The 15,467-nt window shown below is 65.5% G+C and carries 11 protein-coding genes and 4 tRNA genes; 6 read left to right on the top strand and 9 right to left on the bottom strand.

The window, feature by feature from the left end:
• Position 1: 1 nt before the first annotated feature.
• From KTR9_RS06355 to KTR9_RS06335, 5 genes are all read right to left on the bottom strand, one after another.
• Positions 2-889, bottom strand: coding sequence for an oxidoreductase (locus KTR9_RS06355; protein ID WP_014925700.1), 888 nt, complete (start codon positions 887-889; stop codon positions 2-4).
• Between the two features lie 121 nt (positions 890-1,010).
• Positions 1,011-2,726 (bottom strand): adenylate/guanylate cyclase domain-containing protein, encoded by a 1,716-nt coding sequence (locus tag KTR9_RS06350; protein WP_014925699.1) that lies wholly within the window; start codon positions 2,724-2,726, stop codon positions 1,011-1,013.
• A gap of 158 nt (positions 2,727-2,884) precedes the next feature.
• On the bottom strand, positions 2,885-3,436 hold the full coding sequence (locus KTR9_RS06345) for a YceI family protein (RefSeq protein ID WP_010844148.1): 552 nt from the start codon (positions 3,434-3,436) through the stop codon (positions 2,885-2,887).
• Between the two features lie 99 nt (positions 3,437-3,535).
• Positions 3,536-4,138, bottom strand: a complete 603-nt coding sequence (locus tag KTR9_RS06340; RefSeq protein ID WP_014925697.1) for an NUDIX hydrolase — start codon at positions 4,136-4,138, stop codon at positions 3,536-3,538.
• On the bottom strand, positions 4,135-5,178 hold the full coding sequence (locus KTR9_RS06335; protein WP_014925696.1) for a hypothetical protein: 1,044 nt from the start codon (positions 5,176-5,178) through the stop codon (positions 4,135-4,137). The genes KTR9_RS06340 and KTR9_RS06335 overlap by 4 nt, the downstream gene beginning before the upstream one ends.
• A gap of 330 nt (positions 5,179-5,508) precedes the next feature.
• Here KTR9_RS06335 and KTR9_RS06330 point away from each other — a divergent pair, with 330 nt between their 5' ends.
• Positions 5,509-6,876 carry a PE-PPE domain-containing protein gene (locus tag KTR9_RS06330; protein WP_014925695.1) on the top strand — a complete coding sequence of 456 codons (1,368 nt, stop codon included), beginning with the start codon at positions 5,509-5,511 and terminating at the stop codon, positions 6,874-6,876.
• A 158-nt stretch (positions 6,877-7,034) separates the two neighbouring features.
• A complete protein-coding gene (locus tag KTR9_RS06325) occupies positions 7,035-8,651 on the top strand; it encodes an HNH endonuclease signature motif containing protein (protein WP_014925694.1) in 1,617 nt (538 codons plus the stop codon).
• 70 nt (positions 8,652-8,721) lie between these two features.
• Here the strand turns inward: KTR9_RS06325 and KTR9_RS06320 are convergent.
• The 3 genes from KTR9_RS06320 to KTR9_RS06310 form a co-directional block, all read right to left on the bottom strand.
• Positions 8,722-8,795 (bottom strand) — tRNA-Phe (locus KTR9_RS06320).
• A 32-nt stretch (positions 8,796-8,827) separates the two neighbouring features.
• Positions 8,828-8,904 (bottom strand) — tRNA-Asp (locus KTR9_RS06315).
• A gap of 47 nt (positions 8,905-8,951) precedes the next feature.
• Positions 8,952-9,024: transfer RNA gene (locus tag KTR9_RS06310), tRNA-Glu, on the bottom strand.
• Between the two features lie 182 nt (positions 9,025-9,206).
• On the opposite strand from KTR9_RS06310, the gene KTR9_RS06305 reads away from it, so the two are divergent.
• Positions 9,207-9,282 (top strand) — tRNA-Lys (locus tag KTR9_RS06305).
• A 23-nt stretch (positions 9,283-9,305) separates the two neighbouring features.
• Here the strand turns inward: KTR9_RS06305 and KTR9_RS06300 are convergent.
• Positions 9,306-10,232, bottom strand: a complete 927-nt coding sequence (locus KTR9_RS06300; RefSeq protein ID WP_070415649.1) for a hypothetical protein — start codon at positions 10,230-10,232, stop codon at positions 9,306-9,308.
• A gap of 1,117 nt (positions 10,233-11,349) precedes the next feature.
• Between KTR9_RS06300 and KTR9_RS26485 the strand changes: the two genes are divergently transcribed.
• The 3 genes from KTR9_RS26485 to KTR9_RS06280 all read left to right on the top strand — a co-directional run bounded on the left by KTR9_RS26485 (position 11,350) and on the right by KTR9_RS06280 (position 15,410).
• Complete coding sequence (locus KTR9_RS26485; RefSeq protein ID WP_238554057.1) at positions 11,350-12,600, top strand: hypothetical protein; 1,251 nt, start codon at positions 11,350-11,352, stop codon at positions 12,598-12,600.
• An 18-nt stretch (positions 12,601-12,618) separates the two neighbouring features.
• Positions 12,619-13,146, top strand: a complete 528-nt coding sequence (locus KTR9_RS06285) for a hypothetical protein (protein WP_014925690.1) — start codon at positions 12,619-12,621, stop codon at positions 13,144-13,146.
• Positions 13,147-13,889: 743 nt separating this feature from the next.
• A complete protein-coding gene (locus KTR9_RS06280) occupies positions 13,890-15,410 on the top strand; it encodes a sugar transferase (protein ID WP_049942572.1) in 1,521 nt (506 codons plus the stop codon).
• Positions 15,411-15,467: the final 57 nt, after the last annotated feature.

Genomic DNA, 15,467 nt, shown 5'->3' with positions numbered 1-15,467 from the left:
GTCAGCCGGCGGCGACGTCGAACTTCTCGCCCGTCAGTCGCTCCGATTCCTCCCACAGCGCTGCCCGGAACTGCGCGTCGTCCGCGGCCTTGCGGTAGCTGCTGCGTCCCGGTGCGCCTCGCATGCCGAAGAACTCGCTCGGCCCGTAGAACGTCCCGGACTTCACATCCGGCACGGTCGCCGCGTACAGCTGGGGCAACGCACCGTCGGCAGCCGGTTGGGCGATGGGCAGCTTGTTGCCGAGCTTCGCGAAGAAGTCGGAGAAATTCTCGCTGCGGCCCTGCAATTCGGTTGCGGCATAACCGGGATGGGCCACCAGCGACTTCTTCGACGACCCGGCGGCGTCGAGTCGCGCGGCGAGCTCCTTGCCGAACATGAGGTTGGCCATCTTGGAGTCGCCGTAGGCGCGCCAGCGCCGGTAGCGCCGCTGCTCCCAGTTCAGGTCGTCGAGCTGGATGCGACCGATCTGATGGACGGTCGACGACACGGTCACCACGCGATCGGAGATCTTCGGCAGCAGTAGCGCGGTCAGCGCGAAGTGACCGAGATGGTTGGTACCGATCTGCATCTCGAAGCCGTCCGCGGTTCGTCGAAGCGGCACCGCCATGAGACCGGCGTTGTTGACGAGCACATCGGCCCCGGTGACGCCGGCGGCGAAGGTGCGCACCGACTCCAGATCGGCGAGGTCGAGCTTCGCGACAGTCGCCTTCGATCCCAGCTCCGAGGCCACGGCGTCGGCTTTCGCGGTGTTGCGACAGGCGAGCACGACGTCGGCGCCGGCGCGCACGAGCGCCTTCGCCGTCTGGTAGCCGAGTCCGCTGTTGGCACCGGTCACCACGAACGTCCGGCCGGACTGGTCCGGAATGTCTGCTGTCGTCCAACCACTCATCGCGACCCCCTGGGATGCGTTGTCTCGTCCGGCACCGACGCCGGGTCCGTGCGGCCCACGCTATTGACCGGTGGGGACGACGTCAACGAGTCGACTCCGGCGCCGTGAACGTGAAGCGGGGTCATCCGCTGAAGAATGTCATCAGCCGCAACGGATTCGCCCCGACGATCCGCCGGGCGGGCCGTAACAATTCCGCGATCAGATTGGTCGACGACCCGAGACGCTCGACGAGCTGGATCGGCGCGTAGAAGGCGGTGGGCTCCGACCGGCCGCGCATGATCCGCGTGCCGAGAAGCTTCCATTCCTCGGCTTCCTCGCCCGCCGACTCGACGGCGGCACCACTCGCCAGGGCCGGAATGCGTCCGGTCTTGGCCATGTCGGACAACCGAGCACACTCGTTGACCGGGTCGCCGATGACGGTGTATTCGTAGCGCCGTTCGGCACCGATGTTTCCGGCGAATGCCTCGCCGTAGGAAACGCCTATCCCCCAACGGATGTCGAGGCTGCTGGCAAGGCGGTCGGCGAGGTCGCGGGCAGCACCCAGCGCGGCACCGGCCGGGTCGTCGATGTCGACGGGTGCACCGAAGACGGCGAGCGCGGCATCGCCCTCGAACTTGTTGACGAAGCCGGAGTGCTGATCGACGACGTCCGCGACGATGCTGAAGAACGCGTTGAGCAGGGCGGCGGTGTCATCGGGACTGCGTTGCTGCGCCAGCGCGGTCGATCCGACGATGTCGACGAAGAGGACGCCGACGCGGGTATTGGTTCCGTGCATGCCGACCCCGTCGGAGATCGCGAGATCGGCCACGGTGTCCCCGACGTGTCGCGCGAATATCTCACGCATGCGGTCACGTTCGGCGAGGCCCTCGACCATCTGGTTGAAACCGTGTTGCAGCACACCGAGTTCCGACGAGTCGTAGACGGGAACGCGCGCTCGGTAGTCGCCGTGGTCGACGCGGTGTACCGCGCGGCGCATCTCGGTCAGCGGGTCGGTGATCGCCTGTCCGACAAGCGCGATGACGCGCGCTCCGGACGCCAGACCGACCAGGGTCAGGATCACCGTCGTCCAGTCGACGGCACCGTGGACATCGGGCAGCAGACCGGTCCACCGGCCGGCGTTGACGGTCAGCAGTCCGACCATCGGCACCGCCGAACTCACCGCCCACACCGCCAGCATCCGTACGCGCACGCCGTTCATGACGTGATTGGTGGGAAAGTCCTCGAGCACCACGACGGCCAGCGGTCGCGCCGCGCGCTCGGCGAACAGATAGGTGAGACAGGCGCTCGACGACCCGGCGAGCGCGAAGGCCACCGCCACCCCGGCAACGGTCGCGGTGGTCAGTTGGTCGGCGATGAGTACGTAGAACAGCACCGCCGCCGACCAGGCCGTCGCGGTGACCACGACTTGGACGATCGGTATCCGCTGGACCGAGCGCCGCCGCGCGTGATCGGCGGGCTCGCAGCTGATGAACCAGCGGAGCTGCGGCCGGACGGCGAACAGCCCCAGGATGAGATTGGTGAGGATCCCGACCACGATCGCACCCACGACCACCGGGAAATTGGGCGCGCCCAGCGTCTCGTCGAAGGTGAGTTGTCCGCCGTTGAAGGCCAGTTGGACGAGCAGGAAGGTCTCGACGCCGATCACCGCATTGCTGGCGATCACGGCGGTCATCGCGGTGACGGTGGCGTGGAGAGCGATCTTGCTGCGGATCGGCGGACCGATTCGGGCCCATCCGCGCGGACTCGGGACCGTGGACACGCCCCACAGAAAACCCGCAGTGCGTCGGCGCAGACGTGTCCACGGCGCACCACGACGGGTCCGGCGTGGTCGTCCCATCGGCCTCTCCTGCCTGACGGCGTTCCCCGCAGCCTACCGAAGGGAAAAGGGGCCGAAACCACAAATGGACCGGCACCGCCGCGGGGTGGGCGCGGTGCCGGTCCATCGACCGGTCGGACTCGGGGGTTCCGGTGAGTCCGACCGGGGTCAAGCGCGGATCAGGCCTGCAGGGCCTCGATCTCGAGGTTGATGGTGATCTTGTCGCCGACGACGACGCCGCCGCCCTCGAGCGGCATCTCGATGTCGATGCCGAATTCCTTGCGGCTGAGGACGACCTTTGCCTCGAAGCCGGCAACGGTGCCCTGGCCCATGCCCGGGTTGGTGCCCTCGAACTCGAGCTCGAGCGTGACGGGCTTGGTGACGCCCTTCAGGGTGAAGTCGCCGTCGAGCAGGTAGTCGTCGCCGTTCTGGCGCACGCCGGTCGACACGAAGGTGGCCGTCGGGAACTTCTCGGCGTCGAAGAAGTCGGCGGACTTGATGTGGCCGTCGCGCTGCTCGTTGCGGGTGTTGATCGAGGTGACGTCGATCTCGGCCTGCACGGAGGGGGTGCCGTTCTCGTCGACGGTGATGGTGCCCGAGAAGTTGTCGAAGCTTCCGCGAACCTTGCTGACCATGAGGTGCTTGACGGAGAAGTTGACCGCCGAGTGCACGGCGTCGATGGTCCAGGTGCCGGCGGGGATGGGTGCTTTGACGGTGGTTGCGGAGGTCATGTCGTGGTCCTTCCAGAGGGAGTAGTCGTGCTTCACCAGACACTAACCGGACCACGGTCCGATTTCATCCCTCGCACCACAGTGATGTGCGTCACACACTCATTTCCAGGCGAACACCGGCTGCTCGAAGCCGTCGACCCGCGTCTGTCGATCCCGCAGGACGACCTCCGCGAACTGGTAGATCACCGCGGCCGTCGGCGCGTGGACGAGGGACCCGACGATCGGCAGCTGGATGACCGGCAGGTCCGACTGCGGGATGGTGAGGAACCGCGGTTCGACGAGCAGTTCTTCGAACGTGACGAAGAACAGCAGCGCCACCTCGTCGGGGTTGGGCGTCGGTTCCTGATACTCCTCGGCCCAGCAGACGATCGGCGTGATCACGAATCCCGAACGTGTCGGATAGTCGTCGAGCGCCCCGAGTACCGAACTCGGCGGCAACCGGATGCCGAGTTCTTCGTCGAGTTCGCGCAGGCCGGCCGTGACGTGGTCCTCACCGGGGTCCAGCCGACCGCCGGGGAGTGCGAACTGGGCGGCGTGGCGTCGCATCGTCGGAGGGCGTTTGCACAGCCAGATCCCCTGGCGTCCGTCCTTCTCCGCGACCGCGAGCACGACCGAGGCGGCCCGGGCGTCGGGGACATCCGCGGTGCGACGGTCGAAGCCTTCGACGCGGGCGGCGGCCACGGTCCGATCGAGGTGAGTCACACCCTCAGTTGATCATGTCCGTCGTTCGACGTGGCGGCTCGTGCGAGGTGGTAGCTCACGATGCTGAGCGCGGACAGCCCGAGGGCGAGGTTGAACAGGGCACCGAAGCCTTCGAGCGCGAAGTCGACGAGTGCGTTCGACAGCATGAACACGAGCGCGGCGATCCGAAGCCCGCGCAGCGGCCCGGTCGGTTCGACGCCGCGCCGGCGCGCGACCATCGCCGGCAGGGCCAAGGCCAGGGTGGCGACCCCGCTGATCAACAGGATCCACGTGGCCGGGGTACTGCCGGTGAGCTCGATGTAGATGTCGAGTTCCTCGCTGCGGTCGCCGGTGAAGTAGAAGCTCAGGACGCCGACGACGATGGTGAGGGCGGACCCCACGACCAGCCCCCATCCGACGACCGGGATCCATCGCGGACTCCGGAAGAAGTCCGGGATCAGTGCCACCGCACGGTCGCGGAGCCGCATCAACCGGTCGGGGGTGCCCTCGCTCGACTCGAGGAGCGCTCGGACATGCCCGATCGTCTCGGTGTCGAGCCCCTTGTCCTCGGCGACCACGAGGAATTCCTCGGCCTGGCGCCGACGACGCTCCGGAAGCCCGTGCGCGACACCGTCGGCCGCGATGACGGCCGCATTGGCGAGGGCCTCGGCACCGGTGGGCCGCTTCATATCTCGCACGACGCGGCTGATCAGCAGGATCATCACCACGAGCACGTACATGATCTCCGCCGACGGCCCGTAGAAGTAGTCGTTGGTGCGGGTGACGAATTTGCCGACCTCGTCGAGGAACAGGCCGAAACCGATACCGCCCAGGACGATCGCGACGATCCGCGCGGTCGCCCCGAGGAACAGCCATCCGGTGATCAGCGCCAGCATCATCAGCGCCCCGCCCCACAGCGCATGCGCGATGTGCAGGGTCCCGCCACCGATCTGCGGATACCCCGTGAGGTGCAGATACAACCGAGTGACGATGATCGTCGCGATCGCGATGATCAGGAACCACTCGACGGCCGCGGTGCCGTACACGCTGCGGACGACCACCGTGGTCGTGCGAGTTCTCATTGGATGAGTATGGACGGTCCGGCGCCCGCGCAGATCGCGAACCCAGAGAAGCGCACAGTCCACGGCCCAGTCGCGGCGCCACCGCCTCGCCGACCGTGCGTGCCGAATTCAGCTCTCGCTCAACCCAACACGCCACTCCTCTGAACGGGTGAATCTCGTTCCCTCGATCAGGTGAAAACCCGCCGGTAACTTGTCGCGCACTTCAGCGAAAGCAGACAATTGGCCGAGTTTCGAGATCGCGGAGCGCCGATTGAGCATGACAACACGGGGTGTCACGTCGACGCGACATTCACCGGGGCAGGGAGAACCATGACAGGCATTCGACAGGCGCTACGCGCATCTTCGGTGGGTTGCGCACTGTGCCTGGGCCTGATCGTTCCGACGGCACTGTCGTCGACCGCGGTTGCGGCACCGGTGTTGTCACCACAGACGCAGCAAACCATTGCCGAGCTCGACGATGCGGGCGTCTTCCGGCCCGCCGAACCCGACGACGGGCTCGGGCCGGACTGGCTGTCGACTACGTTCCCACGGGCGGACGGCAACACGATCGTGGTGGTGACACCCGGAACCGACGACGGCACCCTGTTCCCGCGCATTCACGGTCTACGCGCGGGCCGCCAGACCTTGATCATCGACTACCCAGAGGCGCTGGGGCCGTTGGTCTCCGGTCGTTCGGGTGCGGTGCTGCCGATCTTTGCACCCGGTTACGACGCGTCACGCGATGTCGCCATCGACAACAACCTGGCCGTCATGCGGGCGTTCGCGCAGCAGACCGACGGACAACCCTTCGTCGTGTACACCGGGTACTCCCAGGGAGCCGACGCACTCGGTGATGCCGCCGAGACAGCCGTGGCCGGCGGCACCATCGACGTCGACCGGTCGATGGTCCTGCTCATCTCCGACCCACGGAGCCCATGGGGCCTCAAGGCGTGGGCGGACGAGCACCCGGTGGTCGGCGCGGTGTTCGAACTGTTCGGCGCCGAGAGCAACGGCGCTCGCGACCCAGGGGCAACGGGCGAGGACCTGGACGTGGTGTCCGTCGTCGTGGTCGGCGATCCGGTTGCCAACTTCCAGTGGAAAACGCTGCGGCCGTTGAGTTCGCTACTCGTGAACGGCGCCGGTTTCATCGCGATCCACAGCGGCCTCGGCGAAGAGAACTACGGCAACCTGATCGATTACACCGAGCCCCCGACGACCATGCGGAGCCGGGACGGCAACACCACCTACGTCGTCTACCAGCCGAAGCACCACCCGCTCACGTTGGTCGCGATGATCCTGAACGACGCCGTGGGTATCGATCCGAGCGAATCCAACATCCGTCGGTGGGATGCGGTGAACAACGCCTTCTATCCCCTGGTGACGCCAACGGCATCGAACGCCGCAGTGCCGGTTGAGGACACGATGTCGCCGTTGGTTGAGCAGGCGACGAGCGCAGCGAGGAGCCGGGTCGAAACCACTCCCGAACCACAGACCACCGAAGGCGGACGCCACCGCCTGACCGGAGTCGGGCGCCATTCCACGGATGCCGAGCCCTCCTCCGACAGCACCGAAGCGCCAGCCGACGCCTCGAACACACCAGACGCGAGCACGCCGGACGCGGACACCGGAAACGACACTCCCGACTCCGAGACGGACACATCCTCCGACTCGACGGAGAGCGAGTCCGACGCCGCCTGACACGTCAGACGCCGCGCCGACGACACTCCCGGCCAGCACCCTTCGCCGGCTGCGCAGCCCATCGCCAAAACCGCTCTCTCTCAACCGCTTACCGCTCCTGTGGATTGCGATCCGGGGTTGTCGGTGGGGTGGTTTAGATTGGTGTTCAGAGGGCCGGGATGGGGACCGGCCCGCGACAGTCCGGAGTCATCGTGCGGGCATGGACCGATCTACCGAGCGAGTTTCTCGCCGGGGTCGATCCTGCCTACGCCGACGAGGACGACATGGTCACCCTGATGAACGGCCTCGGCGCCGGCAGCCGAGGCCTCTCCTACCTCGCGTGGAGCCGCTATCAGACGGTCGCGGTCATGTACGACCGTCTCGTCGGCGCACGCGAACACACCGACGCCTTCGTGATGGACGGTTACGCCGACTGCGCCGCTCGGATCGCACGCCAGTCGGCCATCTCGCGTCGCCGCGCCGAGATCTTGATCGACGAGGCCCTGACCCTCCGCGACCGGTTGCCCGAGGTCGCCACGACCCTGCGCGACGGGATCGTCACCGACGAGCAGATCCGCCTGATCATCTCCCGTACCGAACTCATCCCCGCCGACGATCCGATCATCCCGACCGTCGACGCCGAGATCGCCAGGACCATCCGTAACCGCCGGGGCTCGTGGGATCGTCCGCGCCTACGCGACATGGTCGACCGACTCATCTTCCGCCACGACCCCGACCTCGTCCGCGAGCGACGCCGTGACGCCCTCGACTCCCGCGGCGTGTGGACCGACAACTTCCACGACGGCGTCGGGGAGATCACCGCTGTCATGTCGGCCGAGAACATCCGGATCAGTGCCAAAGCGGTTCGCATACTGGCTGATTCGGTGTGTGAACACGACGGCCGCATTCTGGGTGTCCGCACCTCCGATGCGATGTTCGCGTTGCTCACCCGTACGGCGTTCGAATGTCACTGCGACCGTGACGACTGCACCGCCCGTATCCCTGAGGCCGACTCGCTCCTCGCCGCCCTCAGGTCCGAGGTCGTCATTCATGTCGTCACTGACGCCGCTACTCTCGCCGGCGCATCCGGGCCCGGGTTCCTCGACGGGTACGGCGTCATCTCCGACGAACACGTCCGCGACCTCGCCGCCCGCGAGGACGCCACGCTGACACCCGTCACCCCCAAACGGACGCGACCCATCCCCGGCGATACCGACCCCGAGGCGGGCACCACAGTCGTCTACCCCGGCGCCCAGCCGTCCGATCCCTATCGCCCGACCTCCGCCTGCGCGGACTTCGTTCGGGTCCGAGACGGGTACTGCACCGAACCGGGCTGTGAGCGTTCGGCTTTCGAGTGCGATCTCGACCACGTGACCGAGTACGACCACACCAGCCCCGCCCAAGGCGGCGCGACGTCGAGCGACAACCTGAACGCGAAGTGCCGCGCGGGTCATCTCCACAAAACACATGGCGACTGGGTCGACGAGCAGTATCGCGATGAGGACGGCCGCCTGGTCACCGAGTACGTCACCCCGGAAGGTGTCACGATCCGCGGCGACGCGGAAACCCTGGAGGATCTGTTCCCCAACCTGCGCCGCATCCGGTTCGAACAGGCAGCGCAGGCGCCGCCGTCACCGCGCACGATCGCACCGGACGACGATCCGCGTCCGGCCACCAACCGACTCGCCGCGAAACTGGCCCGTCGGCGGGCGGAGCGTGCCCGCAACCGGAAACAGCGCGAAGCCGAACTCGAGGCCGACCGTCAGGACTTCCTCGACAACCCGCCGCCGTTCTGACCATGGCCCTGAAGAAACCCCGTGCGATGCAAAAATCTCCACCAGCTGAGGCTGGTGGAGATTTGCGTTGTGGCCAGAGTCGGGATCGAACCGACGACCTTCCGCTTTTCAGGCGGACGCTCGTACCAACTGAGCTACCTGGCCGGAAGGAACCGATTCAACGAACCGAAACCTTTTGGCGACCCTGACGGGACTCGAACCCGCGACCTCCGCCGTGACAGGGCGGCGCGCTAACCAACTGCGCCACAGGGCCTTGTTAAATTATCTGCACGGTCCTCGTTGCCGAGTGCCGGGCAGGCGTACCCCCTACGGGATTCGAACCCGCGCTACCGCCTTGAAAGGGCGGCGTCCTAGGCCGCTAGACGAAGGGGGCCGGTCGTGTTCTCCGTTGGGAGCTTCGATAGCTTATGACACGTCTCGCGCAAACCACAAATCGCCTGATCAACGACATTAACGTGTCGTCTGGAGCAGTCCGACGACACGCCCGCCGAGGCGCCCGTTCGCCCGGCTTCTACACGTTGTAAACTCATCGACGCCCCGGCCGACCGGGGCCCTGCCCCTATAGCTCAGTTGGTAGAGCTACGGACTTTTAATCCGCAGGTCCCAGGTTCGAGCCCTGGTGGGGGCACCACCCTCTCGGGCTGAATCGCGATATCAGCACGGCGGACGTGGCACGGTGTCACTGCTCAGATCGAACTCCAGCCGAACGGCGCCGGCACCGTTTCGTGGCAGCACGACGGCACTTCCGGTTTGAGAGTTCCACGTACGCGGAACCACGACCAGGTTGTGATCGGTCGCCATGATCAGCACGAGTCCGTCGGTGCGATGACGGTACGCTCCTGCGGGGCTGCAGTCGGAGGTGACGACCCCGTCCATGGCCAGACCCAGATCCTTCTCGCTGAAGATCACTATCTGCGGTGACTTCGACAGGTTCTCTTCCGCCTCCTGCGCTCGCGTATGGCCGACTGCCAGAGAGTAGTCAGTGGCGCCCCAGAAAAAGCTGCCGCCCAGGAGCAGCAGGATCAGGGTCCACTCGGCGGGGGTCACCGCGCTTCGCGGTCGAGCATCCGGATCGTCGTCCAGACAGCGACGCCTTGCCACTACCACGCCCCAGAGCATCAGGAGCCCGATGATGATGCACGCGGGCGCGAGAAAGAGTCCACTGTTGAGCCATGTTCTGACGAACAGCCGGGAGAGCCCGTTCAGCAGCAGAAGGATGCTGATGATCGCCGCTGCGGGTAGCAGGCGTTGCGGCCACGGCCCATTCGCAAACTCCCTGGGGAGCGATCGCCACCCCCAGATCGCGGCGAGGGCGACCGCGCCGCAGATCGCCAGCGGTGTGAACAACCCGTCGGCGCTCCGCATGACGTAGTCGGTCGAGTTCAGCCCCACCACAGTCGAGTTCACCCCGAAGTACCGGCAGAAGCCGCGGGCGTGGAAGAAGCCCCAGTAGAACAGCAAGGCAGCGAGAAACGTTGCCGGCGCGACAAACTGGGCGACAACCTGCGCCACCTGCGGTAACCCCGCGAAAAAGTTCTGGGAAGTGTCCCCCTGTCTGCCATCAGGAGGCTGCTCAGCCATGGGGAGGACTCCCGGCGGCGTCCGACGAAGAAGGGGGACTCGGCTGCAGGGATGTCTCTGACTTCGAGTGTTGGCTGGGTACGACGGCCGTTGAGCCGGCCACGCCGTCAGGCTGTTCCACGCACGGCGCACCGAAGATGGTGACCGTGTCGCCGGGGTAGGCGTAGACGGCTGGCCCGGAATTCGGCGTCGGGAGGTCAGGATCAAGGCGGGTGAACAGGACCGTACCGGGCTCGTGATCTCGATGGGTGTCCCCACAGACGAGGGGCGTCGCCGGTGATTCCACGACAACCTTCACGCGAACACAGTCACTGGGGTAACCCGCCTCGATGCACTGGCCACTGATTCGGCCAATGAATATCTCGCGAATCTCCTCGACGGTGCTGGGCCCGAAGAGGTACTCACCGAGATCGATCGGCGCCGGCCGTCCGCCGCCACCGCGATCGAATCCGCCCGGCGCCCCCGGCGCCCCATCTGCACGGTCGGTCCCGACCTGCGCGTCTGGGCCGTCTCCAGCCGGAGAGCCACCCGAGTCGTCACACCCGACGAGGGCAACCGCAGCGATCACGACGGCGAGGACACTCCGTCCAAGGACTGTGACGTTCATAGTTCCTCCTGACCGAACTGTCTGAGACGCAATCATGATCAGGTCGTGGCCGGCCCAACGGCTGTGTGTGAGGCCACAAGAATCATGACTGCACGATCGGCGGTGAAATAGAGTAAACGACTACCTGTCTTCGTCGACGCACATTTCCCCGAGAATTCGTCCGACTGACGGACATCCGAATTCACGTCCGGCTCAGTCATAGTCGATGCAACCGCACCCGGGTTCATCGTCGTGAGCGACAGGTGCGCTTGCCGAGGTCGTCACCGGGGAAAATGGACTTCGATTGTCACTTGTGTTCACCGCTCAGCCGATCGCCACGTAGCCGATGACGCGGCTATCGGGTATCCGCCTACTCACGACGGACCGCTCAGGGCAGACCACGCTGTCTACACCGGACAAAAAGTCCGGGTGAACCAGTCGGGGCGTACCCCAGACGGTTAATAAAGGAGATGTCTCGTGACTTGGCTTGGATGGGAAAGTCTTGGTGGCACGCTGCAAGGCGCGCCGAGTGTGTCTTCCTGGTCGTCGGGGAGATTGGACACGTTCGTCCGTGGTACCGACAACGCGCTGTGGCACAGATGGTTCCACAACGGATGGTCGGAATGGGAAAGCCTCGGCGGAGTCCTCACTTCCGCACCCACCGCGGTCTCGTGGTCTGACGGACGGATCGATGTCTTCGTACGCGGTACCGACAAGGCACTCTGGCACAAATGGTTCCACAACGGATGGTCGGAATGGGAAAGCCTCGGCGGCGTCCTCACTTCGGCACCCGCCGTCTGCAGCTGGGCAGCCGGGCGGCTGGACGTCTTCGTTCAGGGAACGGACAACGCGCTGTGGCACAAATGGTTCCACAACGGATGGTCGGAATGGGAAAGCCTCGGCGGCGTCCTCACTTCCGCACCCACCGCCGTCTCGTGGTCTGACCGACGGATCGATGTCTTCGTACGCGGTACCGACAAGGCGCTCTGGCACAAATGGTTCCACAACCGGTGGTCCGGTTGGGAGAGCCTCGGCGGCGTCCTCACCTCCGGCCCCGGGGTCTCGAGCTGGGCCGGCGGAAGACTGGACGTCTTCGTCCGAGGCACCGACAACGCGATGTGGCACAAATGGTTCGACAAGACGTGGTCAGGTTGGGAGAGCCTCGGAGGTGTTCTCAACTCGGCGCCTTCAGCTGTCTCGTGGGGACCGAATCGTATCGACACTTTCGTGGCCGGGACCGACAACGCCATGTGGCACAAGTGGTGGGCACTGGTACCCACCGTACGACTGCATTCCAAGGTGCTCACTGCGCCCGATGTCGCCGTGGACACGGCGATCGACAGGATGCGAGAGGTCTACGCCGGCTGCGGCATCGCTGTCCAGCATGCGTCCACGGAGAATCTCGACTTCCCGACGCTCAACGATGTCGACGTCGGCCAGTGCCGCCGAGGTACGGCAACGGCTGAACAGAATCGACTGTTTGCCAACCGCAACGGCGCCGGGAGCACCGATGTGGTGGTCTACTTCGTGCGCTCAACCGTTCCACCGTTGAACGGTTGCGCTGCACATCCCGCTGGTCGACCGGGGGTCGTGGTCGCGCAGGGAGCTACCGCATGGACGCTGGGACACGAAGTCGGCCATGTGCTCGGCCTCGGCCACATCGACGACAACGACCGCCTCATGACCGGCAACGGTACGGGCAACATCACCAATCCGCCGCCAGATGTCGCCGCCGACGAGAGCACGACGATGCACGCCAGCCCGCTCACACCGGAAATCTGAGAAGACAGGAAACTCACGATGACTGTGACAATGAAAGACGTGCGGGCTCTCCTCGACCCCGACGAGCCTGACTACAACTCGGCAGCCGCCCTGGGGACGGACGCGCTACCCCATCTTGCGCAGCTCGCGGATGGCGGTGATGCGATGCTCGCCTCGAAAGCCACATACGCAGCGAGCCTCATCGGTGGCGAAGGTGCAGACGCTGTCGTGCACGGTGCTGCGCGCAACGACGACCCTGTTGTCCGGGTGGCCGCCGCCGCCGCGAGCGCGAACCTCCGGGCACGCGCGGCGAATGACATTCTGGAGGCCCTGATCGCCGACACGGACGCCGGTGTCCGCAAGATCGCCCAGATGGCTGTACCCGAGGAGGCGTCCGACTCCCTGCGCCAGAAACTGCAGCATGTCCACGACGAATCGAGCGCGGGTGACGCCATACCGATCGCCCGATCCGCGACCGGGGGCCTGATGCCAGGCGAGCGATCCAGGAGTGCGCAGTTCGGCGAACCAGGTGGACTGATGCCCGGCGAAGACGGCGGCGAGGTCTGATTGCGTCGGCCGATCCTATCGATACGTGGCTCCGGTTTCGACGCGTAGGAGGTGTCGGCCCTCGGCACCGATGATCTGTGCGGCGCGATCACAGCGCGCCGCACACGCTCCGGAGTACAAATTCGTGCCATATCCACAACGACTTCGCAGTCCCGCCTGAGCACGATTTCCATTGCCACCAGGTGCATCCTCACAGCCGAGCCATCCGATGATTAGGGACCGCATCGGTGCGAAACCGACTCCCCCTCTCCACGTAGAAATCAATCGACAAACAAACACGGTCAGTAGACAACATCGGAATCTCAATGCCAGTTTGACGACCGTCAATTCAATCGAGTGGGTCAAGCACTCTTCGCATCCGCTGTGACCGGCGACACAAACACCGGGTTTCGCCTTTCGCCGCACTTCAGAGCAGTTTCATGCAGCACGGCGCCAGCGACATAGAACCCGGACGGGGTGTGTTTGAGAGCGCGCAGACAGTAGACAGGTTTCGTTTGACAGTCGAACAGAAGCGCCGAGCGTGCTTCTTTCGACGATGTCCTGACAAATGACTTCGCTCCCACGACAAGGTCGTTTGTCCCACTCAGGAGCTATTCCACCCGTATTTGTCTGGTGCTCAGAAAAACGTCGAACAATTTCATACGAGATCGCATGAATGCCTTGTACAGTTCCGAATTGCCAAGGCGGCTGCGAGCCGATCGCATCAATCGACCGCGCCTCTTGGGTTCACTCAGGGGGAGTACATGAGCGTTCCAGTTGACCGGTTCACGCGTGCCTTCATCGGCACGGAGCGTGTGCCGGGCACAGCGTCGGCCACGTCGCAGGGTTGGCTCGTCCAGTACGCGCGGTGCGTCGCGTGGACCGATCTGTCACTCATCTCGATAGCCGTCCTGGCCGGGCAGTTCCTCCGGTTCGGCGCCGACCCGTTCCGGCCGATCGGTCGCGACGGAATCCCCGCACTCCTGGTCACCGCGACGCTCATCGTCGGATGGCAGACGGCATTGCGCGTCGGACAGGCCGGTGATCCACGCATCCTCGGCACCGGACCTGTTGAGTACCAACGGGTCCTAAGCGCGTGCTTCGTCTGCTTCGGCGCCTGGGCGATCATCGACCTCGCATTCGCTCTGGGCATCGCACGGGGTTTCATCGCGATCGCTCTCCCGGCCGGGACCCTGATGCTCGTCGCCGGCCGATGGGCCTGGCGCAAGCACCTGCTGATCGGACGCGAGAGCGGACGATTCCTGCGATCGGTGCTGGTCGTCGGTTCACGATCGTCGGCCCGAGCACTCATCGATCGGTTGAACACCAATCCCGCTCTCGGGTACCGGGTCGTCGGGGTGTGCCTCACCGATCCGCCCGGCTCAGCGCCGACACCGAGGTTCGCCGGCGACGCGACCCAGGTCGTGGTCGCCGACGTGCCGGTGTTCGTCGGCTACGACCGCGCGGCCGAACTGGTCCGCACCTGCGGGGCCAACACCGTTGCGGTCACCTCCGCCGACGCGCTCGGGCATCGGGCGATGCGTGAACTCTCATGGGAACTCGAGAACTGTGACGTCGAGATGCTCGTGGCCCCGGGACTGATCGACGTCGCCGGCCCGCGTATCACCATGCGTCCCGAGGCGGGCCTCCCCCTGCTGCACATCGACCGTCCGCGGTACAAGGGGGCCAACCGCTTTCTCAAGCTGACCTTCGACAAGGTCCTGACAGTCTTTGCCCTGCTTTTCCTTTCGCCGTTGCTCGCACTGTGCGCGCTGGCCGTGAAACTCGACAGCAGAGGCCCGGTGTTCTACCGCGCCGAACGCATCGGCACCGACAACACCCCGTTCTCCATGTGGAAGTTCCGGTCGATGGTCGTCGACGCGGACACCATGCGCGCCGGTCTCGCCGTCCGCGACGACGGGAACGGGGTCCTCTTCAAGCTCCACGCCGACCCTCGGGTCACCCGTGTCGGTCGAATCATCCGGCGCTACAGCCTCGACGAACTGCCGCAGCTGTTCAACGTGCTGGGCGGGACGATGAGCCTCGTCGGACCGCGCCCGCCCCTGCGCGAGGAGGTCGAGTCCTATGACCCAGTCGTCCGTCGGCGCATGCTCGTCCGCCCCGGGATGACAGGACTGTGGCAGATCTCCGGTCGCAGCGACCTGTCCTGGGAGGACTCCGTCCGACTCGACCTCTCCTACGTCGAGAACTGGTCACTGACAACCGATCTCGTCATCCTCTGGCGAACCGCGAGCGCAGTCCTCTCTCGTCGGGGCGCCTATTGACCGCCGCGTCCGCCCCTCATCCGAACCATCACGACGGCTCGACAACACCCTAAGGAA

This window comes from Gordonia sp. KTR9 (genome assembly GCF_000143885.2).
Classification (GTDB): domain Bacteria; phylum Actinomycetota; class Actinomycetes; order Mycobacteriales; family Mycobacteriaceae; genus Gordonia.
This window is presented reverse-complemented; position numbering and strand designations above follow the sequence as displayed.